General features: G+C 39.2%; 24 protein-coding genes. 17 read left to right on the forward strand and 7 right to left on the reverse strand.

Going from position 1 to position 23,839, the window contains the following annotated elements:
• Nucleotides 1-154 precede the first annotated feature (154 nt).
• On the forward strand, nt 155-2,620 hold the full coding sequence (locus tag THEIN_RS10315; RefSeq protein ID WP_013908609.1) for a bifunctional acetate--CoA ligase family protein/GNAT family N-acetyltransferase: 2,466 nt from the start codon (nt 155-157) through the stop codon (nt 2,618-2,620).
• On the forward strand, nt 2,613-3,581 hold the full coding sequence (locus tag THEIN_RS10320; RefSeq protein ID WP_013908610.1) for a histone deacetylase family protein: 969 nt from the start codon (nt 2,613-2,615) through the stop codon (nt 3,579-3,581). Before THEIN_RS10315 ends, THEIN_RS10320 begins: the two co-directional genes overlap by 8 nt.
• Here the strand turns inward: THEIN_RS10320 and THEIN_RS10325 are convergent.
• From THEIN_RS10325 to THEIN_RS10345, 5 genes are all read right to left on the reverse strand, one after another.
• A complete protein-coding gene (locus THEIN_RS10325; RefSeq protein ID WP_217125047.1) occupies nt 3,578-4,072 on the reverse strand; it encodes a YbhB/YbcL family Raf kinase inhibitor-like protein in 495 nt (164 codons plus the stop codon). The two genes, THEIN_RS10320 and THEIN_RS10325, sit on opposite strands and share 4 nt — an antisense overlap.
• Nucleotides 4,073-4,303: 231 nt before the next feature.
• Nucleotides 4,304-5,662: a TRAP transporter large permease gene (locus THEIN_RS10330; RefSeq protein ID WP_013908612.1), complete on the reverse strand. Its 1,359-nt coding sequence runs from the start codon at nt 5,660-5,662 to the stop codon at nt 4,304-4,306.
• Complete coding sequence (locus THEIN_RS10335; protein ID WP_013908613.1) at nt 5,652-6,170, reverse strand: TRAP transporter small permease subunit; 519 nt, start codon at nt 6,168-6,170, stop codon at nt 5,652-5,654. The genes THEIN_RS10330 and THEIN_RS10335 overlap by 11 nt, the downstream gene beginning before the upstream one ends.
• Nucleotides 6,171-6,179: 9 nt before the next feature.
• Nucleotides 6,180-7,409: a (Fe-S)-binding protein gene (locus tag THEIN_RS10340; protein ID WP_013908614.1), complete on the reverse strand. Its 1,230-nt coding sequence runs from the start codon at nt 7,407-7,409 to the stop codon at nt 6,180-6,182.
• A complete protein-coding gene (locus THEIN_RS10345; protein ID WP_013908615.1) occupies nt 7,410-8,789 on the reverse strand; it encodes an FAD-binding oxidoreductase in 1,380 nt (459 codons plus the stop codon).
• A 180-nt stretch (nt 8,790-8,969) separates the two neighbouring features.
• On the opposite strand from THEIN_RS10345, the gene THEIN_RS10350 reads away from it, so the two are divergent.
• The 4 genes from THEIN_RS10350 to fdhD all read left to right on the forward strand — a co-directional run bounded on the left by THEIN_RS10350 (nt 8,970) and on the right by fdhD (nt 12,965).
• On the forward strand, nt 8,970-10,058 hold the full coding sequence (locus THEIN_RS10350; protein ID WP_013908616.1) for a TRAP transporter substrate-binding protein: 1,089 nt from the start codon (nt 8,970-8,972) through the stop codon (nt 10,056-10,058).
• 155 nt (nt 10,059-10,213) lie between these two features.
• A complete protein-coding gene (locus THEIN_RS10355; protein WP_013908617.1) occupies nt 10,214-10,480 on the forward strand; it encodes a TMEM165/GDT1 family protein in 267 nt (88 codons plus the stop codon).
• A gap of 85 nt (nt 10,481-10,565) precedes the next feature.
• Entirely contained in the window at nt 10,566-12,137 is a 1,572-nt protein-coding gene (locus THEIN_RS10360) for an ArnT family glycosyltransferase (protein WP_013908618.1), read from the forward strand.
• 51 nt (nt 12,138-12,188) lie between these two features.
• Nucleotides 12,189-12,965 (forward strand): formate dehydrogenase accessory sulfurtransferase FdhD, encoded by a 777-nt coding sequence (gene fdhD, locus THEIN_RS10365; protein WP_013908619.1) that lies wholly within the window; start codon nt 12,189-12,191, stop codon nt 12,963-12,965.
• Here the strand turns inward: fdhD and THEIN_RS10370 are convergent.
• Nucleotides 12,957-13,118: a rubredoxin gene (locus THEIN_RS10370; protein ID WP_013908620.1), complete on the reverse strand. Its 162-nt coding sequence runs from the start codon at nt 13,116-13,118 to the stop codon at nt 12,957-12,959. The two genes, fdhD and THEIN_RS10370, sit on opposite strands and share 9 nt — an antisense overlap.
• A 77-nt stretch (nt 13,119-13,195) precedes the next feature.
• On the opposite strand from THEIN_RS10370, the gene dnaE reads away from it, so the two are divergent.
• The 11 genes from dnaE (at nt 13,196) to THEIN_RS11800 (ending at nt 23,252) form a co-directional block, all read left to right on the forward strand.
• The gene (dnaE, locus tag THEIN_RS10375; protein ID WP_013908621.1) at nt 13,196-16,663 is read left to right on the forward strand and encodes a DNA polymerase III subunit alpha; all 3,468 of its coding nucleotides are present in this window, start codon (nt 13,196-13,198) and stop codon (nt 16,661-16,663) included.
• 17 nt (nt 16,664-16,680) lie between these two features.
• Entirely contained in the window at nt 16,681-16,983 is a 303-nt protein-coding gene (locus tag THEIN_RS10380) for a hypothetical protein (RefSeq protein WP_013908622.1), read from the forward strand.
• Between the two features lie 107 nt (nt 16,984-17,090).
• Nucleotides 17,091-17,594 carry a type I restriction enzyme HsdR N-terminal domain-containing protein gene (locus THEIN_RS10385; RefSeq protein ID WP_013908624.1) on the forward strand — a complete coding sequence of 168 codons (504 nt, stop codon included), beginning with the start codon at nt 17,091-17,093 and terminating at the stop codon, nt 17,592-17,594.
• Between the two features lie 40 nt (nt 17,595-17,634).
• Nucleotides 17,635-18,585: a radical SAM protein gene (locus THEIN_RS10390; protein WP_013908625.1), complete on the forward strand. Its 951-nt coding sequence runs from the start codon at nt 17,635-17,637 to the stop codon at nt 18,583-18,585.
• 1 nt (nt 18,586) lies between these two features.
• Nucleotides 18,587-19,228, forward strand: a complete 642-nt coding sequence (locus THEIN_RS10395; RefSeq protein ID WP_013908626.1) for a metallophosphoesterase family protein — start codon at nt 18,587-18,589, stop codon at nt 19,226-19,228.
• A gap of 15 nt (nt 19,229-19,243) precedes the next feature.
• Nucleotides 19,244-19,735: a hypothetical protein gene (locus THEIN_RS10400; protein WP_013908627.1), complete on the forward strand. Its 492-nt coding sequence runs from the start codon at nt 19,244-19,246 to the stop codon at nt 19,733-19,735.
• On the forward strand, nt 19,735-20,631 hold the full coding sequence (gene xerD / locus THEIN_RS10405; RefSeq protein ID WP_013908628.1) for a site-specific tyrosine recombinase XerD: 897 nt from the start codon (nt 19,735-19,737) through the stop codon (nt 20,629-20,631). Before THEIN_RS10400 ends, xerD begins: the two co-directional genes overlap by 1 nt.
• A complete protein-coding gene (locus tag THEIN_RS10410; protein ID WP_013908629.1) occupies nt 20,606-22,162 on the forward strand; it encodes a polynucleotide adenylyltransferase region in 1,557 nt (518 codons plus the stop codon). The genes xerD and THEIN_RS10410 overlap by 26 nt, the downstream gene beginning before the upstream one ends.
• On the forward strand, nt 22,146-22,802 hold the full coding sequence (locus tag THEIN_RS10415; RefSeq protein WP_013908630.1) for a site-2 protease family protein: 657 nt from the start codon (nt 22,146-22,148) through the stop codon (nt 22,800-22,802). Before THEIN_RS10410 ends, THEIN_RS10415 begins: the two co-directional genes overlap by 17 nt.
• 35 nt (nt 22,803-22,837) lie before the next feature.
• Nucleotides 22,838-23,032, forward strand: coding sequence for a hypothetical protein (locus tag THEIN_RS11795; RefSeq protein WP_052299072.1), 195 nt, complete (start codon nt 22,838-22,840; stop codon nt 23,030-23,032).
• A 31-nt stretch (nt 23,033-23,063) separates the two neighbouring features.
• A complete protein-coding gene (locus THEIN_RS11800; protein ID WP_052299073.1) occupies nt 23,064-23,252 on the forward strand; it encodes a hypothetical protein in 189 nt (62 codons plus the stop codon).
• Here the strand turns inward: THEIN_RS11800 and THEIN_RS10425 are convergent.
• Entirely contained in the window at nt 23,249-23,839 is a 591-nt protein-coding gene (locus tag THEIN_RS10425; protein ID WP_013908631.1) for an FmdB family zinc ribbon protein, read from the reverse strand. The genes THEIN_RS11800 and THEIN_RS10425 overlap by 4 nt on opposite strands.

Here is a 23,839-nt window from a genome sequence, read left to right on the forward strand (position 1 = left end):
GTAACTTTTTCTGCTAGAATTTTTTGATTTATGTTAAACTTTAGCCCTGATTTAGCCAAATAAAAAAGATAAATAACTCGATATAAAAAAGTTTAAGATTTACTTCCGGCCAAAATTTTGCATAAAGGAAATAAAAACTCAAAGAGGTTGATTTATGTCTATTTATAATCTCGACCATGTATTTAAACCCAAGTCTATAGCGGTGGTAGATGTCATCCCAGGAGATGCTTCTCCAAGCGAACTTTTATTACGTAACCTTGTTTGGCGGGGATTTCGAGGAGATGTTTTTTTAGTGAACAAAGCTCAGGAAGAAATTTGTGGCCTCGTTCCTTATCCTTCTTTAACTGCTGTTCCTTCGCCAGTTGATTTGGCCATTATTGCCGGCCCAGTAGAAAACTTATGGGACAATCTAAATGATTGCGTCAAAAAGAAGGTAAAGGGAGTTATTATCCTTGCCAGAGATTTTGTAGCTCAAATGAAAAATCCCGAAGTGGCCTTGTCCCAGCTCTACGGTTACGTTGTTAAACACAATATTCGTATTTTGGGGCCTAACACCCTTGGTTTCTTGCGGCCACACTTAAAACTTTACGCTTCAGTGGTGCCTAATAAATTTGAACCGGGCAATTTAGCTTTTATAAGTGATAGTTCTACTCTGGCTTCAGCTATCTTAGATTGGGCAGAGAAAAAAAGAGTAGGCTTTAGCTTTTTCACTTCTTTGGGAGATAAAGTCGATATCGACTTATCAGACATGATAGACTACCTCGGTATTGATTTCCATACCAGGGCCCTCATTGTCTTTATAAGAGATGTAAAATCTGGCCGAAAATTTATTAGGGCGGCCAGAGCCTTTAGCCGAGCCAAACCTATAATGGTGGTTAAAAGCGGCCGTTTTGTCTCTTTTGACGGGGAACGTTACACTGACATGGCTCAAATTATTAAGAGGGATTGGGTCTATTCCGCAGCCTTCCGTCGAGCAGGTGTAGTTGAAGTAGATGAATTGCTAGAGTTATTCCATGTAGCTGAAAGTCTTGCCAAACAACCTCGTCCTAAGGGTAAAAGGTTAGCTATTGTTACCAATGCCGGAGGGGCAGCAGGAATTGCTGTTGATGCCCTTCGAGCCAACAACGGTGATTTGGCCGAATTAAGCCCCAAAACTAAAGAAGCTTTGAAGGAAATCCTTCCTGAAGAACGCCTCAAAAACCCGGTGGATCTTCTATCTTATGCCCCCCCTTCGGCTTATCACAAAGCTATTCTCGCCTGTTTAAGGGACCCTCAGGTTGACGGCGTTATAGTACTTCATACTCCAGAGTTTGGCATTAACGTAGAGGAGTTGGCCTGGGCAATTATTAAGGCCCATCAGCAAGTTCGTTATAAGCCGGTTTTGGCCTCATTCATGGGTGAAGAAAGGGTGGAAGCTGGCCGTCAGCTCCTGAGTGAACATAATATACCTAACTTTATTACTCCTGTAGAAACGGTCAAAAGCTTTCTTTATATGTATCGTTATGACCATCTACTAAAGCTACTTTTTGAAACTCCTGGATCTTTGCTCGAAAATTTCTTCCCCGACCAGAAAAAAGTACGCAAGATTATTGAAAAAGCAGCCCTAGAAGACCGCTTCATCCTTAACCAGGAAGAATCTTTCGCAATCTTAGAGACATACGGTATTAAAGTTTCTAAAGAATTGCCCGAATCCGAGGCTGAAGTTTATCCTTTGTCCGTTGGTATGTTTAAAGACTCCCATTTTGGTTCCATAATATCCTTTGGTTTCGGTGGGCCGGCTCTCAAAGCTGAAAAAGACATCGCCCTGGGACTTCCACCTCTTAATCAAACGCTTGCCTTGCGCGTATTGGAACGGACTAAAATTTATAAATTTTTGACTGAAGAAAAAAAATATTCACCTGTCCCCCTTGAAAAACTTTTAGTTCTTTTTTCTCTTCTAATAGTTGATTTTCCGGAAATAAAAGAAATTGAATTAAATCCAGTTTGGTTTGGTAAAAACGGCTATGTCGTCTCAGGAGCCAAGATTTATCTTGAAGACTTTGCCTTTTTACCACGTAAAGAAACTCGGACTTATCATTGCCCGGCCCACTTGGCTATTTGTCCATATCCTAATCAATTTGTCTTTAACGTTTGCTTGAAAGATGGCTCAGAAGTAAATATTAGACCCATCAAGCCTGAGGATGAACCCCTTCTTGCCGAGATGTTTTCTTCTTTAAGTGGAGAGACTTTGAGGCTTCGCTTTATGCAGCCACGGAACCAGATCACACATGAAGAGCTGGCTAGAATGTGTCACGTAGACTACGACCGAGAACTCAACCTAGTGGCAGAAGTTAAAGAAGATGGCAAGCTACGTATTATTGGAATGATAAATCTTTTACGTTTACCTGATGAAGAAAGTGCGGAAATGGCTCTTCTTGTAGCTGACAATTGTCAAGGCAAAGGCTTAGGTTGGCTCCTCTGCAATACTATGCTTCAAGTAGCCAAACAATTAGGTATCAAGAAAGTATATATGGAAATTCTTACTGAAAATGTTAGAATGCAAAAATTAGCTGAAAAATTGGGCTTTAGAATTCAAAGTCGCGAAGAAGATGTCATAAGGGTGGTAAAAGAAATTGCTTAAAAGACTCCCTGTTGTTTATTCGCCAGAATTTAAATATCACCGCACCAGTCCCCAACATCCTGAAAATCCTAAACGGCTTGAAGTTATTATACAGAGGCTAAAAGAAGGTATCCTTGGCCAAATCGTAGAGTTTTTTGAGCCCGATCCTGCTCCGCTTGAGTGGGTTAAAGAAGTCCATGACATTAATTATCTCCTCAGATTTGAAGAGGCTTGTTTGCGAGGCCGTTCTTTTATTTGCGGTAAGGAAAACGAAATTTGTTATGATACTTACGAAATCGCCTTTTTAGCCGCTGGGGCGGTGATAGACGCGGTAGAATTGGTAGAAAAAGGTGAGAAATTTATTTTTTGCCCGGTAAGGCCTCCGGGGCACCACGCTGAAAGCTATACGGCCCTCGGTTTTTGTTTTCTCAACAACATAGCTATAGCGGCTCGTTATTGGCAGAAAAAGTACGGCCGCCGCATCATGATTATAGATTGGGATGCACATCACGGAAACGGGATACAAAATATTTTTTACGAAGATGATCAAGTATTTTATATAAGTATTCACGAAAACCCTCGTTTTAGTTTCCCAGGTACAGGGCTGGCTGAAGAAAGGGGAAGAGGCCGAGGGGAAGGCTACACTTTGAATATTCCTCTACCTTTAGATAGTGGTGATGTTCAATTTGTAGATGCGTTTATAGAACAGATAGAACCAGTAGTAAAAGAATTCAAGCCAGACGGGTTGATTATAGCGGCTGGTTTTGATGCCCATCAAGACGACGATATGGCCTATCTTAATGTTACCACCGCTGGGTTTGCTGAAGTTAGCGAGATTGTCCGCTCTTGGAGGGAGGAGTTTGATTTTCCGGTGATTTCAGTCCTTGAAGGTGGCTATAATCTAGAAATACTTCCCACCTGTGTGGCCGTACACTTAAAAGCTATGCTTGACATTGAAGCCGAAGACCCTGAAGACTTTTAGCGGCTAAAGTAACCTGTTAAATTGGCTTGGGCTAGCACGTGTTTTTTTATAGTTTGGCTAAACATTTCAAGGCTGGCATCTTCTGGTAAGTCTATTCGGGCTACATCAAGGGCAAAAATGGTAAACACATAGGGATGTTCTCCTGTACCTGGGGGAGGTTGAGGCCCACCATAACCAATAAAGCCAAAAGAGTTTTTAAGTTCTTTAGAGCCTTTAGGCATTTTATGCCGGGAAGCCCCTTCTGGTAAAAAATTGACGTTTTTCGGAATATTTATGACCATCCAATGAACCCAATGATTGGCTATAGGGTGAAGGTCAACGCAAAGCAAAGCAAAAGATTTGGTTTGAGAAGGTGCTCCTTCCCACTTAAGAGGCGGAGAAATATTTTGGCCACCAGCAGCAGGCATTACGTATTTCAGGGGAATACGCCCTTTATCTGTGAAGGAAGAAGTTAGAGTCATATTGCCTTTTCCTTTAGACGCCCAAATCATAGCGCCTATAAGGAAAAAGCTAATAGGAATTAGAAAAAATTTTATCCACTTCATCTCTTCTATTAACCAAAGCGTTTTTACCCGACAAAGTATCTGGCTAGGCGACGTAGTAGCCGCGGCGATCTCAAGTGCTCGGAACAATATTGTTTAGCTTAGCTCACCATGGCTGTGTAATTTGTCACCTCATTGGTATTTTAAAGTGTTTTTTAGACTTCAGACAAGATTAAAATCTTATTTTAAGATTCCAACTGATATTTCAGGGAAAAAAATAATCGAAGCCAAAGCTATTATTTGAATCAATATGAAAGGTACCACACCTTTATAGATATCTGCGGTAGTTACCTCAGGTGGGCTAACACCTTTTAGATAAAACAGAGAAAAACCAAGAGGAGGGGTGAGAAAGGATGTTTGCAGATTCATAGAAATAATAATACCAAACCATACTAAAGCTATTCTTGATGGTTCTGAAAAGTCAGAAAAAATAGGAGATAATAGCCTTTCGGCTACAGGGGCTACTAAAGGTACAACTATAAAGACTATTTCAAAAAAATCCAAGAAGAATCCTAATATAAAAACAACTAGATTCACCGTTAAAAGAAATCCGTATTCTTTGCCAGGAAGATGAGTAAGAAGATCTTCGATAACAAAATCTCCATAAAGCCCTCTAAAAACTAAAGTAAAAAAAGTAGCGCCTACCAAGATAAATAAAACCATAGAGGAAAGTTTTACTGTACTTGTAAGACATTCTTCAAGGGTCTTTCTTGTTAATCGACCCGAAAACCAGGCAAGTACCATAGCTCCTACTGCCCCAAAGGCTCCAGCTTCGGTTGGAGTGGCCCAGCCTGCAAAAATACTACCCAATACTACAGCTATTAAAAACAAAGGAGGGAAAACCACTTTTAACACTTTTTTAATAAAAGCAACTGTAGATACATTTTTTTCCTTAGGAATAGCTGGAGCTATTTCAGGCTTAAATAAAGAAACCAAAAAGACATAAAGAACATAAAACCCCGAAAGAATTAAACCTGGAATTATAGCGGCAAGAAACATATCGCCTACAGAAACTCCTAATTGGTCAGCTAAAACAATTAAAACAATAGAAGGAGGTATTATCTGTCCTAAGGTACCTGAAGCGGCTATTACACCGCAGGCTAACTTTTTAGAATATCCATGTCTTAACATTGCAGGCAGAGAAATAAGGCCCATGGTAATAACAGTAGCGCCAACAATCCCTGTAGCGGCAGCCAAAAGTGTTCCTACAACAACAACACTTATAGCGAGTCCTCCTCTTAAAGAACCAAAAGCCTGCCCCATGGTTTCTAGAAGATCTTCAGCAAGTCCCGAACGTTCTAATATGCTTCCCATGAAAATGAAAAAAGGTATGGCCAACAGGATATAATTTTCAGCAATTCCCATTAATCTTTCGGGGAGGGCATACAAAAGATCAAAACTAAATAAACCAAATTTTATACCTAATAATGAAAATAAAAGAGCTGTTCCAGAAAGGGCAAAAGCTACAGGAATACCTAATAAAAGGAAAACAATTAAAGTAACAAACATTAAAGGAACCAAGATAGTTTCAGGAGACATCTTCCCCCCGCAAGGAATACCAGGATTTAATGGTTTCACTAATACTTTGAAGAACTAACAAAAAGAGCCCCAAAAGAACGGCTATTTTTAACGGATATCTAGGCAGACCATTAGGATCAGGAGAGCTTTCTTTAATTACCCAAGATTTTAAAACCATAGGATAAGTCAAATAGCATAATAAGAGAGAAACAGGAATAAAAAAGAATATTCCAGCCAAAAAATCTATTCTTTTTTGAGTTTTTTTAGAAAAACGATTATAAAAAATATCTATTTTTACATGTTCTTTATGTAGTAGTGCATAAGAAAAACCATAAGCAAAAATCAAAGCAAAAAGATACCATTGCATTTCAAAGTACATATTAGAAGTTAAATTAACACCAAAATATTGAGAAAGTTTTCTCAAGATAGCATTTGTAAAACCTAATAAAATCATTATAAGACAAATATAGTTTAATATGTAACCAGTAGCAGAAGTTATTTTGTCTATAAAGTTTGCTATCTTTTTCATTTTTTTATCTTAGCTCCCGTAAGCTTCTAAAACAATTTCTGCTAAATGTTTAACTTTATAAGTTTTATTAAACTTAATGGTTCCTTCTGATAGCTGTAATATACATGCAGGACACGTAGTTACTACTATATTAGCCCCAGAATTTTCAATAGAGGAAACTTTCTTTTCTAAGATCTTAAAGGAAACATCAGGATAAAATAAATAGTAACTTCCTCCATTTCCACAACAGAAATCAGCGTTTTCCATCTCTATAAAACTTATTCCCCTAATTTGATTCAAGATTTTTCTAGGTTCTTGATAGATTTTAAGGCCCTTTTTGAGATGACAAGGATCATGATAAGTAACTTTATAAGAAAGTTTTTTTGAAAATTCTTTCAAATTTTGATTACTACTAAGAAACTGTGAAAACTCTATGATTTTTTTGCTCCATTTTTCAGCTAGCTTTAATTTTTCTGAATCATCTTTAAATAAAAATAAGTACTCATTTTTTAAAGTATTAGTGCATGAGGCACAGGCAGTAACAATATGTTTAGGATTGTATTTTTCAAAAAGTTCTAAATTTTTCATGGCTAATTCTTTAGCAGTTTTAAGTTCACCGTGAACCATCATAGGAGTTCCACAACAGATATGTTCTTCTGGTAAAACAATATCAATTCCATTTATTTCGAATATCTTAAGAACAGCTTCCCCTATAGACGGATAGAAAAAGTTTAAAGAACAACCTGTAAAAAACAGATAATCTTGAGAATGTTTTTTTATAAAATTAGAAGCCATACTTCTTAAATCTTTAGAAGGAAACTTAGGCATAAAGGCGTCTTTTTTAAGTTTGCTTGTTAAGACTTGTTCTTTTTCGTCAAAAAATAAAGGAGTAAACTTATTAAGAAGCTTTAAACCTGTTTTTAATAAACCTGGATTTTTAAGGCCAAAAAACATGCCTTTTTTAATAAGAGGAAAACTCTTTCTTTCTGAAATTAAGTGTCTTATAGCAATAGCTGTTTTTCCAAAGCCAACATTAGACGGGCAAACTTCTACACAAGAAAGACATATTAGACAGTTATAGATAATATCTAATGTTTTATTGTCAATTTCGTCTTTTTCTAGAAAAAGATTAGAAAGAAATATTTTCCCTCTAGCTACAGCGCTCTCTTTTAATTCAGCATAAAAAACAGGACACACGGCCATACAATTTCCACATTTGATACATCTAAGAAGTTTTTGTTTGATCTCTTCGGGTAACATTTATACTATTTTTTCTGGATTTATTATGTTTTTAGAATCAAAAGAATTTTTTATCATGCGCATTACTTTTATTCCTTGATGGCCGAGTTCTTTAAGAATGTATTTCTTTTTAGCTATACCTATTCCGTGTTCTCCAGTAATTGTTCCTTTTAAAGAGAGAGCTTTTTCTACAATTTCGTGAAGAACTTTGTCTAATTCTTCCAAATCTTTTTCTTCTTGTGGGTCTATTAAAATCATGGGATGAACATTTCCATCTCCGGCATGACCTACCGTGGCGATGGGAAGATTATATTTTTTAGAAATTTCTTGGATACCAACTAACATCTTTACAATTTTTGTTCTAGGAACAGCTACATCTTCAATAAAAACAGCTGGTTTTAGCCTAGCTAAGGCAGGAAAGGCTGCTCTTCTAGCCTGCCATAACTTTTCTCTTTCTTTTTCGTCTTTAGCTATAGAATAGTCTCCATTAAATTTTTTAATAATTTCCTGGATAATTTGAGCCTCTTCTTCTATCTGATCTTTTCCCATTCCATCAAGTTCTATTAATAAAAGTGCTTCTTTTTCGGTTGGTAAATTGATTTTTAGATAGTTTTCAACTGCTTTAATAGTGAAGTTATCCATAATTTCTAAAGTGGCAGGAATTATACGAGCCCGTATAATATTGGCTATTACTTCTCCTGCGTTTTTTAATGAATCAAAGGTAGCCAAAAAAGTTTTTTTGTATTTGGGAGCAGGTATCAGTTTTAAAAGTATTTGGGTAAAGAGACCTATAGTTCCTTCTGAGCCTACAAAAAATCCAGAAAAATTGTACCCCGTAACGTTTTTAACACATTTGCCGCCAAAACGGAAAATTTCGGCATTAGGTAAAACTAGCTCCATACCCATTACATAATCTTTAGTAACGCCGTATTTAAGCCCCCTTAATCCCCCAGCATTTTCTGCCACCGTGCCCCCAATGGTGGCCACGGCTACAGAGCCTGGGTCCGGAGGATACATGAGACCAAACTTAGATGCTTCCTTATCCAGGTGAGCCACAACTACTCCTGGTTCTACCAGGGCGGTCATGTTATCGGGATCGATTTCAAGAATTTGATTCATCTGCTGAAAAGAAACAACTAATCCCTTTTTTTTGGGAACGGGGCCTCCACTAACAGAGGTGCCAGCCCCTCGGGGATATAAAGGGATATCGTATTCCAGAGCAAATTTGACCAGTTCACGTACTTCTTCAGTGCTTTTAGGAAAAGCTACCCCAATAGGTGTTTCCCCAGTAAGCCCAGGGGTGGCATCGTAGGAATAGACAATGGTTTCTTTTTCTTCGGTAAGAAGACGATCTTTTAATAGCCTTTTACAATCTTCTAAGAACAGCTTTTCTTTATTCATAGACCAACCTTTTTAAAAATGTTTCAAGACTAAAGCAAGGGCTTTTAGACTAAATTTTTTTGATAGATCTAGCCCTTTAACTTCTAATTAATTTGTGAGATTAAAGATTGATAAAATTGATTTAATTTTTTACTCTACAAAAGCTTAAATGTAAAAATTACTATAAAAAGGGAGGTTGCGATGGAAAGAAGGGATTTTTTAAAGATGGCTGGAATAGCCTTAGCGGGTACAGCAGCAGGCAGCCTAATCAAACCGATTAATGTTCATGCCAAAAAGCGTATAAGATGGCGTATGGCCTCCAGTTTCCCTAAAGCCGTAGATGTTATTTATGGAGGAGGCAAAACAATTTGTGATCTCGTCCGAGAAATGACTGACGGAATGTTTGACATTCGTATTTACGCTGCCGGGGAATTAGTTCCTGGTTTAAAAGTATTTGATGCTGTTCAGGAAGGCGCTATCCAGGCAGGACATACAACCCTTTATTATTACATTGGAAAACACCCTGCTTTTGCTTTTGGAACGGCGGTTCCTTTTGGTTTAATTTATAGACAACAAGAGGCTTGGCTGCATCAAGGAAATGGTAACAAACTTATTAATTCTTTGGCCAGTGATTTTAATTTGATAACCTTTCCCGCCGGTAATACAGGAGCCCAAATGGGAGGCTGGTATAGAAAGCCCATCAGATCTTTAAAAGACCTTAAAGGACTTAGAATGAGGATTCCCGGACTAGGCGGAAAAGTTATGGCTAGATTGGGCGTTAGTGTACAAGTACTCGCTGGAGGAGATATATACCCTGCTCTTGAAAGAGGGGCTTTAGATGCTACTGAATGGGTTGGCCCTTACGATGACGAAAAATTGGGTTTCTACAAAGTGGCCAAATACTACTATTATCCAGGTTGGTGGGAGCCTGCGCCTTCTATTCATTTGGTGGTAAATAAAAAGGCCTGGGAGAACCTTCCCAAAGAATATCAAGAAGTTCTTAGGGCCGCGGCCAGAATTGCTAACGTCAAAATGATGGCTCAATATGATGTTAAGAATCCTCCGGCCTTAAAGAGGCTTCTTGAAAAGGGTGTAAAGCTTGAAAGGTTCCCTGACGATGTAATTAAAGCGGCTAAAAAAGAGGCTTTTGATCTGTATGAAGAAATTGCCTCTAAGGATGCTACTTATAGAAAAATATTTGAAGATTGGAAGAAATTTAAAAAGGAAACTAGCTCCTGGTTAGGTCTTAATGAATTCGCTATGGAAACTATTACGTTTAAAGGAGTTTAATTAAGAAGAGGCGGTTAGCCGCCTCTTCTTTTTGATTTTTTTATGTCCTGGCGCAAATTGTTAGAAAATAATATCTTTTTAAGACTTTCTTATCGTCTAATCCTTTTTGGAGCGGGAGCAGCCACAGCCTATTTCATAGTTAAAAGGAAAGAAAAATGAAACTATTTTTAACAGTCTTTTTAACTATATTTCTGGCAGAAATTGGTGATAAGACACAACTTGCTACTCTTATGTTTTCTGCTCAAAATAAGAGCAAGTTTTTAATTTTTTTAGCCGCTTCCTCAGCACTAGTAGCAGCAGCCGGTTTAGGTGTGCTGGCCGGAGCCGTTATTCAGAATTACCTTCCCCTTAAATATATTCGCCTGGCAGGAGGTTTCCTTTTTATTGTACTAGGCATTCTTATGCTTGTAGGGAAATTTTAAGAACAAATTAAACGATCTAAAATTTTGTAAATTTTCCGTAAAAATAGAACAATGTTTAATATTAAGAGGTTAGATAGAGATTTTTATGAAATCTAAGGCAGACAGAACTTTCTCTTATACTATAAACGATAATTATACTTTTAAGAATATTTCTCTAAAAGAAAATTTTATTTTTGTAATAGCTGTTTATTTTTTATTAATGATATTGGCAAGAATTTTTATTTCAAATAGTTTAGAATTAGATGAAGCAGAACAATTTATTCTCACACAAAAACTATCTTTAGGATATAACTGTCAGCCACCTCTTTATACTTGGATACAATGGCTATTTTTTAAAATATTTGGTTGTAACTTATTTGCATTAGCTTTTTTGAAAAATATTTTATTGTTCTTGATTTATTACTTCACTTATAAAAGTACAAAAATTATTACTAATAATAAACTTTTAGCTAGCCTTTCCGCTGCAGCTATATTTCTTTTTCCTCAGATATCTTGGGAAGCTCAAAGGGATTTGACACATTCTGTGTTGGTAATGAGCATAATTTCTTTTTTTATTTACTACTTATTGAGCTTAAAATACCAGAAAAGCCAATTTTCTTGGAAAGATTATGTATTTTTAGGTGTTATTAGTGGGCTAGGTCTTCTTTCTAAATATAATTTTATTATTTTTCTTTCTTCTATCCTTATCGCATCATTCTTAGATGATAAGCTAAAAAGATTTTTTATAGATAAGAGAATATTAATTGCTATAATTGTTGTTATTTTTATATGCTTACCGCATTTATGGTGGTTTTTAAATCATACAGATATTGTTATAGTGGAGACATTAAATAAAGTAAAGCCAGAGTTTAGTCTATCTGCTAGGTTTTTGGGAATTATTAACTTAATTGAAAGATCTAATTCCTTTTTAGCAATTTTTTTATTGGCTTTTGGGCTAGTCTTTTATAAATCCTTTAAAAACCAGGGAGAAAAATTATTGTTTAATTATTTTATAGTTCTTATATTTCTATTGATGCTACTGACCATATTTGTAGGAGTCGTTCATTATAAAGAACGATGGTTGATGCCTCTTTTATTTCCAATCGTAGTTTATCTTGCTTCTAAGATAGAAATAAAGTTTTTAAAAACTAAATATATTTATAGATTTTTTTCTTTTGTCGTGTTATTAATGGTTATTATTTTTGTAGTTTATATTGTCAGAGTAATTATGCCAGATAAGTGGAAGCCAGTAAGATTTAATTATCCTTTTGAAAAAGTTGCCAAAGATATTTCCAACACAGGGTTTAAAAAAGGTATTATCATTACACCTTCAAAATTAATTGCAGGTAATATGAAACATTGGTTTCTCGATAGTTATGTAATAAATAGTTCCCTAAGCTCTATACTTGAAACTGATGAACTAAATAACTTAGTAAAAAAATACCAACAAATACTAATAATTAGTGACAAAACTTTACTTATTGATAAAATAAAAAACAAACTTCCCTCAAATACGACTTTTAAAAAGCTTATTATACGAGAGCCATATCTGTATTCAAGTAAAAATTATTATACTATAGAGATTGTTTTAATCGAAAAGAAATCTATTTCTAAAATCTCTAAATCAAATAACTTTGCCAACTACTGGTTCGAAATGATAAATAAAAGATTTGCCTAAAGTCAGTTATGTTTAGGGTGACAGGGCTTCAAATCAAGTTAAAATAAGCCTATGCTCACATTGACGCTGAAACACCGTACCCAACTAAAATCCCCTAATACGGAAGAAGAGCGCGAAGAAGAGGTTATTCTTGAAAGGCCGTATCGTATCTATTTAAACGAAGAGCCGGTAGGCTCTTCCATGGTTCTTCCCACCGGACTTGAAGAATTTGGCGTGGGCTTTCTTTTCGCTCAGGGTTATTTTGACAACCCAACGGTCTTTAAAGAGGTAAGGCTTTGCCATGAAAAGGGAAGCATATTTGTTTATGCGGATGTAGAAAAAATAGAAGGGAAAGATCTCATTGTTACCTCTGGCTGTGGAGGGACAGGCAAAATTTCTCGAGAATTTTTGGAAAAAGAATTTTCTCCCTTAGCTGAATGGCGCATGAAGCTTTCTGAAGTGCGCGAATTTATTCTTAAAGTTTTAAAAAAGTCAGACCTTGGGTTAAGGACACATTGTGTCCATGCCTGTGGTTACTGGGAAAATGGACGACTTAGTCTTTTTTATGAAGACGTTGGTCGCCATAACGCGGTGGACAAAGTAGTAGGGGCCATTTTGATGGGTAAAGCCAGCCCCAAAGGAGCTATCTATACTACCGGAAGACTTACTTCTGACATGGTTCTAAAATGTGCAAGGGTTGGAATCCCTATAGTTATGTCGCGGACGGCTACATCGTCGCTCGGACTTGAAATCGCCAAAAAAGCAGGTATTACCCTTATTTGCTACGCGCGCCCGGAGCGTATAAATATTTTTAATGCTCCAGAGCGCATAATAAATGACTTAGTTTAGAGGTTGAAAGGCTATTTTGCTAGCACCACAAACAGGGCAAGTCCAATCTTTTGGTAAATCTTCAAAGGGAGTGCCTGGAGGGATCTCATGGAAAACGTCACCTTTTTCAGGATCATAGATGTAACCGCAAGTTTTACATTGATAATTGGTCATAATTAAAATCTCCTTGTTTTGAAATTTTATCGAATAAAAATAAATTTGAAATAATAACCAGTCAAGGAGAAATATAGATGTCTGACTTCGTGCATCTTCATCTACATACTGAGTGGAGCCTCTTAGATGGTGCTATCCGCTTAAAAGATCTTTTTCCTAAAGCGCAGGAATATGGATACCAGGCAGTAGCTATAACGGATCACGGCAATTTATTTGGTCTTATTCACTTTTACGAGAAGGCCAAAGAATTTGGGATAAAGCCCATTTTAGGCTGTGAACTCTATGTAGCTCCTGGTTCACGGTTTGAACGCAAGGCCAAAAGTGCTCATGAAGCTGGCTATCACCTGGTAGTTCTCTGCCAGAACGAGACCGGCTATCGCAATCTTTTAAAACTCATTACCTTGGCCAATTTTGAAGGTTTTTACTGGAAACCACGTGTTGACAAGGAACTTTTGCGTAAATACAGCGAAGGACTAATTGCCCTTTCAGCCTGTCTCCACGGAGAGGTGGCCTCTGCGGCTTTACGCGGCAACATGGACGAGGCCCGCAGGCTAGCTAAAGAATATGCCGCTATCTTTCCTGGCCGCTTTTATCTTGAACTGCAAGAAAATGATATGCCTGAGCAAAAGCAAGTTAACGAAGCTTTGGCAGAGCTTGCTAAAGAGCTAGGTCTTCCTCTAGTGGCTACTAATGACTGTCATTATCTCAAAGAAGAAGATGCCCGTGTTCATGACGTACTACTTTGTATCCAAACGAATAAGCTGGTGACCGACGAAAACCGCATGCGTTTTTCAACAGACAAACTCTATTTCGCTTCCCCTGAAGAGATGAAAGAACGTTTCTCCTGGTGTCCAGAGGCTATTGAAAATACGCTTCGTATTGCTGAGGAGTGCCATCTTGAACTGGAGTTAGGTAAACATCATTTTCCGCGCTATCCCTTACCCCAAGGCAGAACATATGAAGAAGTCTTTGAAGAAAAGGCCCGTGCCGGTTTTGAAGATCGCCTGGCCAAGCTTAAAGAATGGCCGGGTCTAGCCGCTTCCGAAAAAGAATATCGAGAAAGGCTTGAACTTGAGCTAGAAATTATAAAAGAAAAAGGTTTTGCCAGCTACTTCCTAGTTGTGGCCGATTTTATCGCCTGGGCTAAGAAAAAGGGTATCCCTGTAGGGCCAGGACGAGGCTCTGCTGCCGGGTCTTTAGTAGCTTACGCTATGGGAATCACTGAGCTTGATCCCATTCGCTACGGCCTTCTCTTTGAACGTTTTCTCAATGCAGAGCGAGCAAGCCTTCCTGATATAGACGTTGACTTTTGCATGCGTCGTAGAGAGGAAGTTATCCGTTACGTGCGCGAAAGATATGGTGGTGAAGAGTTTGTGGCTCAAATTGCCACTTTTGGTCAGATGAAGGCCAAGGCCGTGGTAAGAGATGTAGGCCGCGCGTTAGGGATGCCTTATCCCCAGGTAGATAAAATTGCCAAACTAATCCCTGAAACCGTGGGAATTACGCTTGAGCAGGCCATAGCTGCTGAGCCACGCTTAAAAGAACTTATAGAAAAAGATCCTAAAGTGCGTGAATTAATGGCCATTGCCCAGGCCCTTGAAGGTCTTCCAAGGCATTCTTCTACGCACGCGGCAGGAGTAGTCATTGCTGATGCCCCGCTTACAAATTACTGCCCACTAATGAAAGGTGATGAAAACGAAATTGTCACCCAGTTTGACATGAAAGCTGTAGAAAAAGTAGGGCTTATCAAATTTGACTTTTTAGGTTTAAAGACCCTTACCATCATTGATCACGCATTGCGCTTGGCCAAAGAACATTACGGCGCTGAGATAGATCTTTCTCGCTTACCTCTAGATGATGAAAAAACTTACGAGCTTTTAAGACGCGGGGAGACCGACGGAGTGTTCCAGCTAGAATCTGCAGGAATGAAAGAACTTTTGGTTCGCATGAGACCTTCTGAGTTTAATGACTTAATTGCCATTCTGGCTCTTTATCGTCCAGGGCCATTAGAGTCAGGCATGGTGGATCAATACGTCAAGGCCAAGCACGGAGAAATAGAAGTCGAGTATCCATTGCCCCAGCTTGAACCAATATTGAAAGAAACTTATGGAGTTATCGTTTACCAAGAGCAGGTGATGAAAATCGCTCAGGTACTGGCTGGTTATAGCCTTGGTGAAGCGGATATTCTTAGACGAGCCATGGGCAAAAAAAAGCCAGAGGTGATGGCTGCTCAGAAAGAACGTTTTATCAAAGGAGCTACTGAGCGGGGGATTCCTAAAGACAAAGCTGAGTACATATTTGACCTTATGGAAAAGTTTGCCGGTTACGGTTTTAACAAAAGTCACTCGGCGGCTTATGCCTTGGTGGCTTATCAGACCGCTTATCTCAAGGCCCATTACCCCATTTGTTATATGACCGCCCTTCTTTCCTACGAAATGGGGAACACTGACCAAATAGTCAAATATGTTTCGGTTTGTAAGCACATGGGGATAGAGGTCCTTCCGCCTGATATTAACGAAAGCGAAGTGGGTTTTTCCATCAAAGACGAAAAAGTTCGTTTTGGCCTGGGAGCGGTTAAAAATGTTGGTGAAGGAGCCATTGAGGAAATAATTAAGGCCCGTCAGGAAGGCCCTTTTAAATCTTTTGAGGATTTTTGTCTCAGGGTTGATTTAAAAAAGGTAAATCGTCGAGTTATGGAAGCTTTAATTAAGGCCGGGGCCTTTGATTCTCTAGGCTATTCACGAGCAGCCCTTTTTGACGTGCTTCCTGAAATGATTGACTGGGCTCAAGCTCGTAAAAGGGCCAAGGAACAAGGCCAGAAATCTATTTTTGATTTTGCAAGCACTAATGGAGAAAAAGATAACACTCAAACTTTTGAAATTCCAAATAAAGAAGAATGGCCTATTAACGTCAAATTAAAATACGAAAGAGAAGCTCTTGGTTTTTACTTTAGCGGGCATCCACTTGAGCCCTATCGCGAGTGGCTTTCTCTCCTAACACCTTATACCGTGTCTTCGCTTATCAAACTCAAATCCCCAACCAAAGTAGGCGTAGGAGGAGCTATTTCTGAGGCCAAGGTTAAGAATACCCGCCGAGGCGACCGTATGGCCATTCTAAAAATAGAAGATGGCTACGAAACTATTGAAGTGATAGTTTTTCCTGATCTTTTGCGGGATTGTGAAGAACTTATCGAAGAAAAGGGGCTGGTGTTCGTGTTAGGCCGGTTTGAAAAAGATGACCGTGGCGCCAAAATAGTAGCGGAAAAGTTAGTACCATTAAATAAAGCTCAAGAGGTAGTTAGTGGACGAATGGCTCTGGTGTTAAATGGTGAGGAAACAGATATTTCTCAATTGAAGGCCATTTATGATATACTAAAAGAAACCCAGGGGCGGCTACCAGTTGATATCAAACTAAAATTCAGCGAAGGCGAAGTGCTGGTTGACTTAAACGGTTCTTTTAAACTTGATCCTCGGCCAGAGCTTGCGCGCACTCTAAAAGATATATTGGGTTATGTACCACTTAAGCTCCAGATAAGTTTTAATTAGTTTTTTGAGGTGAGATTATGCAACTAGAAAATATGACCATCAAAGTTCCTAAAACAGCGGTTAAAGATCTTAAAGATAAAGAAATATTATTTTTTTTGTTAGATAAGGCTCTTAGTAAACTTGAGTTTTATCGATCAAAATGTAAACAGTTTGAAAAAAAATATGGAACCACTTTAGAAAAGTTTAGACAAAAGATAGAAATAGAAGAAGAAAATTTTGAATGGTGGGACGATTTTATCCTATGGGAGGGTTATGAAAAAGCATATCAAGAGTGGAAGCGTAAATATGAGGAGATAAAATTTGTTTTACAAAATAATTAAATCATTGAAAGAAAGTATTATTGTTTCAGAATTTGAAATACTTGAATTTATTGACGAAGAAAACGTAAAAATTTTGAAAGTGAAAGCTAATTTGAAAAACCAAAATAATGATGATTACTTGTAATTGTGCGGAAACTACTTGTGAGATTCAAGATGATGCCTTTAAGGCTGAAAGAAAGGCCATACGTAATTTTTTAGTTGAAAAAAAAGGATATTTACCCGAAGAGATAAAAGAATTAGTTCCCCTAGTTATTGAAGTCGGGCAAAAGCGTCTTTACACCATGATAGATCTTTTGGTAAATGTTGCTGAAAAACCAGCTATTGTTATCAGGATTAATGAAGGTTCGGTGGTAAGCCGTGAAAGAGGAACCATCGCTGCAGCGAGGCTTATTTCGCCTGATGCTCAACCACCCTTTTGTGTCCAAACAAATGGAGAAGATTTTTCCATCATTGATACTATTACCAAAAAATGTATTTCTGAGAGCTTGGAAGGGCTTCCTTCTCGCCAAGAAATGCTAATATTTTTAAATAGCTTCAAGCCAAAACCACTTACTCCCAAACAAATAGATGTAGAAAAGAAAATTCTATTTTTTTATGACGGGGTAGGGTGACCAGGTAAGATAAAGATAGAGGATCTATCTCCTCAGGGCCATGAAAAATAATACATTTGAGCCAGCTTACTTGAAGCTACATCAAAAGGGCGAATTAGAAAAAAGAGCCAAAATCTTACGAGAGAAACTTTCCTCTTGTGACCTATGTCCGCATGAATGTGGAGTTAATCGCCTGAAAAGTGAAAAGGGTTTTTGCCGCGTATTTGATAAACCGATTGTTTCAAGCTACGGTCCGCACTTTGGTGAGGAACAACCCCTGGTGGGTTATGGGGGTTCAGGAACTATATTCTTTACTTATTGCAACATGGCCTGTGTTTACTGCCAAAACTGGGAGATAAGTCATCTGGGTGCTGGTGAGGAAACAACTGCTGAAGAGCTTGCTCGTATGATGCTTGCTCTTCAGGCTAGAGGCTGCCATAATATTAACTTCGTTACTCCCACCCATCAGATCACTTTTATCGTAGAGGCCTTAGTTATAGCTGTAGAAAAGGGTTTAAGAGTACCTCTTGTTTACAACTGTGGTGGTTACGAAAAAGTCGAAACCTTAAAAATTCTTGACGGCATTATAGACATATACATGCCGGATTTTAAGTATTGGGACGAAGATATTGCGCTTAAGCTTTCCAAAGTGCCGCGATATCCGCAAGTAGCCAGAGCTGCCCTTAAAGAAATGCACCGACAGGTGGGAGATCTTGAGCTTGATGATGAATTTATAGCCAGGAGAGGACTTTTGGTGCGTCACCTGGTTCTTCCCGGTGGTCTTTCAGGTACTAAGGAAGTCTTAAAGTTTATTGCTGAGGAAATTTCTCTCAATACTTACGTAAACATCATGGACCAATATTATCCCTGTGGTGATGCCTGGAAGTATCCTCCTCTAGACCGTCGCCTCACCCCGGAAGAATACGAAGAGGCCCTGCGTTACGCCAGAGAGGTAGGGCTTACGCGCCTTGACCAGCGTGCGGAAAGGAAGCTCCTCTGGCTAAGTTTCTGATATGGCCAATATTTACGCGATAGGAGACATTCACGGTTGCCTTTACGCCTTTGAAGAGCTGCTGGCCAAAATTCCCATTCGCTTAGGAGAGGATTACCTGGTCTTACTGGGTGACTATATAGACCGCGGGCCAGACCCTAGGGGAGTGCTAGAAATGGTTATGGAACTAAAAGAATCCTTTGGAGATAAAGTCATTCCTCTCATGGGAAACCATGAATGGATGTTTTTACGCTATCTTGAAGGCACTTGGCGCGAAACTTACCTGGCTAACGGTGGCGACGTAACCCTGGCCCAGTTTACCAGTGAAGAAGGCGTATTAGACGTGCCTGAAGAATATATTGACTTTCTGGCAGGGCTTCCTTTATACTGGGAAACAGAACGTTACATCTTTGTGCACGCAGGTTTAAAGCCTGGTAAATCCATTGAAAAACAAAGCTATAAAGATCTTCTCTTCATTCGCGAGGAATTCATTTATTCAGACTATGACTGGGGGAAAAGAATTGTTTTTGCCCATACACCTTTCAGGCAACCCTTTTTAACACCCAATAAAATTGGTATTGACACAGGCTGTGTTTATGGAGGAGAACTTACGGCTCTGGTTTTACCAGAAATAGATTTTTATTTCCAACCCTGTGCTAAATAAAAAGGAGGTGATTTTATGACTTTTGACGATGAAAGGGAAAAACCATCCTGGCGAGAGATAGACAAGATGCGTGATCGGAGTGCGCACACTAGAAACCGTAGAGACGAAACAGCTCTTGAGTCTGCTTTAAAAGACAAGTGGGTGAAAGAACGTTATCTTAAAGAAGTGGAAAAGCTCTTTGCCGGTAAAAAGGGAACTCCAGAGCATGACAAGGCCCTTTCTCGCATACATAAGAGCTACGGTACCAACCGCTTTAATAAAGCGGTAAGAGACTATGTCAAAGAATATGGTATCCCTGAAGACTGGGGCACTCTTATTTTGCTTCTTGATCACAAAGACGCCGAAATCGTCTGTGAGGCCATGAAGGCTTTAAAAGGGCTTTATCCCTCCAAAGGACCTGTAGAAAAACAAGGCTTTTTGAGCAAAGTGCGCGTTCTTTCCATAACGGCCAAATCTGAAAAGATTCAAGAAGAGGCCATGGCTCTCCTTGATGAGTTGAGGGCTTAATGGACACCCATTTGCTTGATCTCTATCTTTCGGTGCTAGCCGTTGAAAAAGGCTATTCTTCTAAAACGGTAGAAGCCTACGCTTCAGATTTAAACGACTTTTTTTCTTTTATGGAAGAAAGGGGTTTAAAAAGCCTGGCGGAGGTTAAAGCGCCACACATTTTGCTTTACCTGGCCAAACAGAGAGAAAGGGGTATTTCACCTGAAACCGTAGCGAGAAGGCTTTCGGCCTTGCGGGGCTTTTTCAAGTACTTGGTGCTTGAACACGATTTTTCCGAAAACCCCCTTACTCTGGTTGAAGGCCCCAGGCTTTCTAGAAAACTTCCGGTGGTGCTCTCTGCCAGAGAAGTAGAAAAACTCCTTGAAGCTCCGGATATTTCCACCCCTCTTGGCTTAAGAGATCGAGCCATGCTAGAAATTCTTTACGCTTCAGGGCTCCGAGTCTCAGAGATGGTTACTTTGAAGCTTTTTGACTTGAATTTAGAAATTGGTTTTGTAAGGGTAATGGGGAAGGGGAATAAGGAGCGTTTGGTGCCTATAGGTGAAGTAGCCAAAGAATTTGTCAGTAAATATTTAAAAGAAGCGCGTCCTAAACTTCTTGGTAAACGCTTTGACGAAGCGCACGTTTTTTTAAATAAAAGAGGGCGCCCGCTTACGCGCCAGCGCTTCTGGCAGATTATTAAGACGTACGCCTTAAAGGCCGGTCTAAACCCTAAGGATATTACGCCGCATAGCTTGAGGCATTCTTTTGCTACGCATCTTCTAGAAAGAGGGGCGGATTTGAGAACGGTTCAGATGTTGCTTGGCCACGCCAGTTTGGCTACCACCCAGATTTATACCCACGTCCAGGCGGAAACTTTGCGCAAAGTCCATGAAAAATATCATCCCCGCGGCTAGTCTCGGCCCACCCTTAACCATTGAAAGATCTGCCTCAATTGATGAGGCCTTAAATCTCTTTTCTCTTTCAGGGGAAGACCTTCTTATTGTGCTTGAAAAAGGAAATTATGTCGGTGTTCTTAGCCGCAGAACTTTAACAAACGCCAAAAGATATAATCTTCAGGTCAGCCTATCAGACATATTGGAAGAGATTCCTGTAGGCGAATATCTCCCAGAGCTTGAGTTTTTAAAAAATCCCCTGGGAGCCTTTTTGCTTTTGAAAAATAATGTTCCCCAATCCCTTATAACCCTGGGGGAAAGCCCCATTTTTGAAAATCATTTTGAAAAAATGGTCGTTGAAATTGAAGGCGACCTTAAGACTTTGGCCGATATAATAAACGAAACAGCCACTGCTCTTGATATTTCAGTCTATTTGGTAGGGGGAGTGGTTAGAGACTTAGTTATTGGTCAGCCATGTTTTGATATTGACCTTGTGGTTACGGAAAAAGCTGAAGAATTTGCGAAAAATCTTGCCAGGGCGCTTCGCGGCAAAATTGTAAAGAAATCTTTATTCGGCACTTTTAAGATTGAGGCAGGCGATTATGTTTTTGATGTTGCTCAGGCACGCTGGGAGTATTACGAGGCACCAGCAAAGCTACCCAAAGTGGCTCCTGGCCCTTTGCGGCAAGACCTCTGGCGGCGAGACTTTACTATTAATGCCCTGGCCCTTTATCCTGAAAACAGCTTAATTATTGATTTGTACGGGGGGCTTGCGGATATTTTTGCCCGAAAACTTCGGGTCTTTCACGTGCTAAGCTTTGTTGAGGACCCTACCAGGATTTTTAGGGCCGCTCGTTACACTACCCGTTTTAATCTGGAGTTAACCGGGACCACTATTAGAGCCCTGGAACTGGCTTTAAAACTTGAGGTGCTTAACCTTTTAACTCCAGCTCGTCTTCGTAATGAATTTTTAAGGATTCTTGAAGAAAGAGACCCGGTAGCCCCTTTACTCTTTTTACAAAAACATAAAGTATTACATCAACTTTTTTCTTTAACCTTAGAAGAAAACGAAATTAAATCATCACTTTACTTAGCTGAAAAAGCTGGGCTAGATATTCGCGAAAAACTTGAACTCCTGGCTTTACTCTACGCAGGAACTCCAGAGGAATTTGCTAAGCTTGAACTTTCTCCTCAAAAATTTGAAAACTATCAGAAGCAATTAAAAATTTTGGCGGAGAAAAGATCCTGGTTTTTTGACTCAAGGGTCTCTTTGAGTGAAAAGGTCTTTTTCTTAGAAAAATTTCCAAAGGTAATTTTGTGCGCGGCGGCTTCTTTTTTAGAAGAGGATTTTCTTTTAAGATGTTTTAAAAATTATTTTAAAGTTAAGCCGGGTTTAAGCGGAGAAGATTTAAAAAAACTTGGTTTTAAAAGCGGCCCCCTTTTGGGAGAGATGTTAAAAAGATTAAGGGCTGCCAAGCTTGATGGCCAAATAAAAGATGGTGAAGAAGAGATTTTTTTAAAAAAGGAGCTTGGTGATGGATTTTCTTCCTGATTTCCGGATATTGATAATAATGGCCGTACCTCTTTTAGCGGCAGTAACTGTGCACGAAGTAGCTCACGGATGGATAGCTTACAAACTAGGAGACCCTACGGCCAAAATGGCCGGCCGTTTAACCCTTAACCCTGTAAAGCATCTCGACCTTTTTGGCACCCTGGCCTTCATCATAACCCAGGCTATTGGTTGGGCAAGGCCTGTACCAGTAGATCCCAGAAACTTTTCTGATCCCAGACGAGATATGATGCTGGTGGCACTAGCTGGACCCTGTGCCAATTTTTTACTAGCTGTTCTTTTTGCCATTCTCTTGCGTTTTTTTGATGTGATTATCTGGCCTTTATCTCTTTTGGGCAAAGAGGCTGTCGTTTTTTTTGGCAAACCCCTTTTGCTCATGTTAGGACTAGGCATTCAATTAAACATAGGGCTTGGAGTCTTTAATCTCCTTCCTGTGCCCCCTCTTGACGGCAGTAAAATACTTATGGGGCTTTTACCAAGAGAACTGGCCTATAAATATAGCCGTCTTGAGCCGTATGGTTTTTTTATCCTACTTTTACTCATATTTACCGGAGTTATACAAAAAGTATTATTGCCCGTAGTATGGACTCTTAGCCACCTTCTACGCGGCGGGATAATATAATTTTGTAGCCCATTAGGACAAAAAGTAGGCATTTAATGACCGGAATAATACTAAAAGCAGCTGGGATATGGTTAGTTATTGTTCTTATTGCGATTGTAAATGGCATATTCCGAGAGAAAGTTTTAACTCCTTTGCTTGGTTCAGACTTGGCGCTGCCCATAAGTGGAATTTCTTTGGCGATGTTGGTCTTTGTGGTTTCATTTATTTTTATTCCACTATTGGCTCGCTAGACCCCAAAATATATATCCTCATCGGATTTTTATGATCGGATTTTTATGGCTAATTTTAACACTTTTATTTGAATTTATTTTTGGACATTATATTACCGGAAAACCTTGGAAGGATGTTATGCAGGTGTTCAACCTTAAAAAGGGAGATTTATTTACAGTAGTTTTAGCCGCTACAGCCGTTTCTCCGTGGTTAGCGGCAAAAATAAAGGGCATAATTTAAAATCTTTTTCCTAATCTCTGGCCAGTTTTGGTTTTTAAGTGAAGGGCATAGGGCTTATTTTCTAATGAAACGGCATCGTTTATTACTTCATTTTCAAGACAATCTTTTCCTTCAATAATAGCTAATATTTCTTTAGCAAAATTAGAGGGAACTTTAAGGGCTTTTAATATGTTTTCGGCCTCGTCTTTTAGGTCAATTAAACAGGCTGAAGCGAGCACCACCGGGAGATTAGCCCCTTCTTCCAGGGCAATTTGCTCGGCAAACTTAAGCCTGGCTTTCAGGCGTTTTATAGCTTCATCTTGCCCTTTTAAACGGTTTAGGACTTCGGTTTCTATGCGGTCTTTAAACACTCCTTTCTGCTTTTCAAGAAGCTCTGGGGGCAGGCTACCCAGGCACTGTTCAGCGTAAGGGCAATAAGCCGCACAGCCAAAATCAAGGCGGGGGTTTGGCAGCCGCTTCCCGCAGCCCGGGCAGGGGCGCGCGGTGTCGTCTTTAAAAAACTCAACCACCTCGCCACAATCAGGGCATTTTACCTCAAAGATAGCGTCTTCTTTCCAGTATCTGGTGTCCTGGCCGGGACATTTCAT

It is taken from the genome of Thermodesulfatator indicus DSM 15286 (genome assembly GCF_000217795.1).
GTDB lineage: Bacteria > Desulfobacterota > Thermodesulfobacteria > Thermodesulfobacteriales > Thermodesulfatatoraceae > Thermodesulfatator > Thermodesulfatator indicus.

What these genes read in the sequence shown, in the direction of transcription:
- THEIN_RS10315 (WP_013908609.1), top strand. Translation starts at nt 155, where the DNA reads ATGTCTATTTATAATCTCGACCATGTATTTAAACCCAAGTCTATAGCG.
- THEIN_RS10325 (WP_217125047.1), bottom strand. Translation starts at nt 4,072, where the DNA reads ATGATTTGGGCGTCTAAAGGAAAAGGCAATATGACTCTAACTTCTTCC.
- THEIN_RS10330 (WP_013908612.1), bottom strand. Translation starts at nt 5,662, where the DNA reads ATGTCTCCTGAAACTATCTTGGTTCCTTTAATGTTTGTTACTTTAATT.
- THEIN_RS10335 (WP_013908613.1), bottom strand. Translation starts at nt 6,170, where the DNA reads ATGAAAAAGATAGCAAACTTTATAGACAAAATAACTTCTGCTACTGGT.
- THEIN_RS10340 (WP_013908614.1), bottom strand. Translation starts at nt 7,409, where the DNA reads ATGTTACCCGAAGAGATCAAACAAAAACTTCTTAGATGTATCAAATGT.
- THEIN_RS10345 (WP_013908615.1), bottom strand. Translation starts at nt 8,789, where the DNA reads ATGAATAAAGAAAAGCTGTTCTTAGAAGATTGTAAAAGGCTATTAAAA.
- THEIN_RS10350 (WP_013908616.1), top strand. Translation starts at nt 8,970, where the DNA reads ATGGAAAGAAGGGATTTTTTAAAGATGGCTGGAATAGCCTTAGCGGGT.
- THEIN_RS10355 (WP_013908617.1), top strand. Translation starts at nt 10,214, where the DNA reads ATGAAACTATTTTTAACAGTCTTTTTAACTATATTTCTGGCAGAAATT.
- THEIN_RS10360 (WP_013908618.1), top strand. Translation starts at nt 10,566, where the DNA reads ATGAAATCTAAGGCAGACAGAACTTTCTCTTATACTATAAACGATAAT.
- fdhD (WP_013908619.1), top strand. Translation starts at nt 12,189, where the DNA reads ATGCTCACATTGACGCTGAAACACCGTACCCAACTAAAATCCCCTAAT.
- THEIN_RS10370 (WP_013908620.1), bottom strand. Translation starts at nt 13,118, where the DNA reads ATGACCAATTATCAATGTAAAACTTGCGGTTACATCTATGATCCTGAA.
- dnaE (WP_013908621.1), top strand. Translation starts at nt 13,196, where the DNA reads ATGTCTGACTTCGTGCATCTTCATCTACATACTGAGTGGAGCCTCTTA.
- THEIN_RS10380 (WP_013908622.1), top strand. Translation starts at nt 16,681, where the DNA reads ATGCAACTAGAAAATATGACCATCAAAGTTCCTAAAACAGCGGTTAAA.
- THEIN_RS10385 (WP_013908624.1), top strand. Translation starts at nt 17,091, where the DNA reads ATGATGATTACTTGTAATTGTGCGGAAACTACTTGTGAGATTCAAGAT.
- THEIN_RS10390 (WP_013908625.1), top strand. Translation starts at nt 17,635, where the DNA reads ATGAAAAATAATACATTTGAGCCAGCTTACTTGAAGCTACATCAAAAG.
- THEIN_RS10395 (WP_013908626.1), top strand. Translation starts at nt 18,587, where the DNA reads ATGGCCAATATTTACGCGATAGGAGACATTCACGGTTGCCTTTACGCC.
- THEIN_RS10400 (WP_013908627.1), top strand. Translation starts at nt 19,244, where the DNA reads ATGACTTTTGACGATGAAAGGGAAAAACCATCCTGGCGAGAGATAGAC.
- xerD (WP_013908628.1), top strand. Translation starts at nt 19,735, where the DNA reads ATGGACACCCATTTGCTTGATCTCTATCTTTCGGTGCTAGCCGTTGAA.
- THEIN_RS10410 (WP_013908629.1), top strand. Translation starts at nt 20,606, where the DNA reads ATGAAAAATATCATCCCCGCGGCTAGTCTCGGCCCACCCTTAACCATT.
- THEIN_RS10415 (WP_013908630.1), top strand. Translation starts at nt 22,146, where the DNA reads ATGGATTTTCTTCCTGATTTCCGGATATTGATAATAATGGCCGTACCT.
- THEIN_RS11795 (WP_052299072.1), top strand. Translation starts at nt 22,838, where the DNA reads ATGACCGGAATAATACTAAAAGCAGCTGGGATATGGTTAGTTATTGTT.
- THEIN_RS11800 (WP_052299073.1), top strand. Translation starts at nt 23,064, where the DNA reads ATGATCGGATTTTTATGGCTAATTTTAACACTTTTATTTGAATTTATT.
- THEIN_RS10425 (WP_013908631.1), bottom strand. Translation starts at nt 23,839, where the DNA reads ATGAAATGTCCCGGCCAGGACACCAGATACTGGAAAGAAGACGCTATC.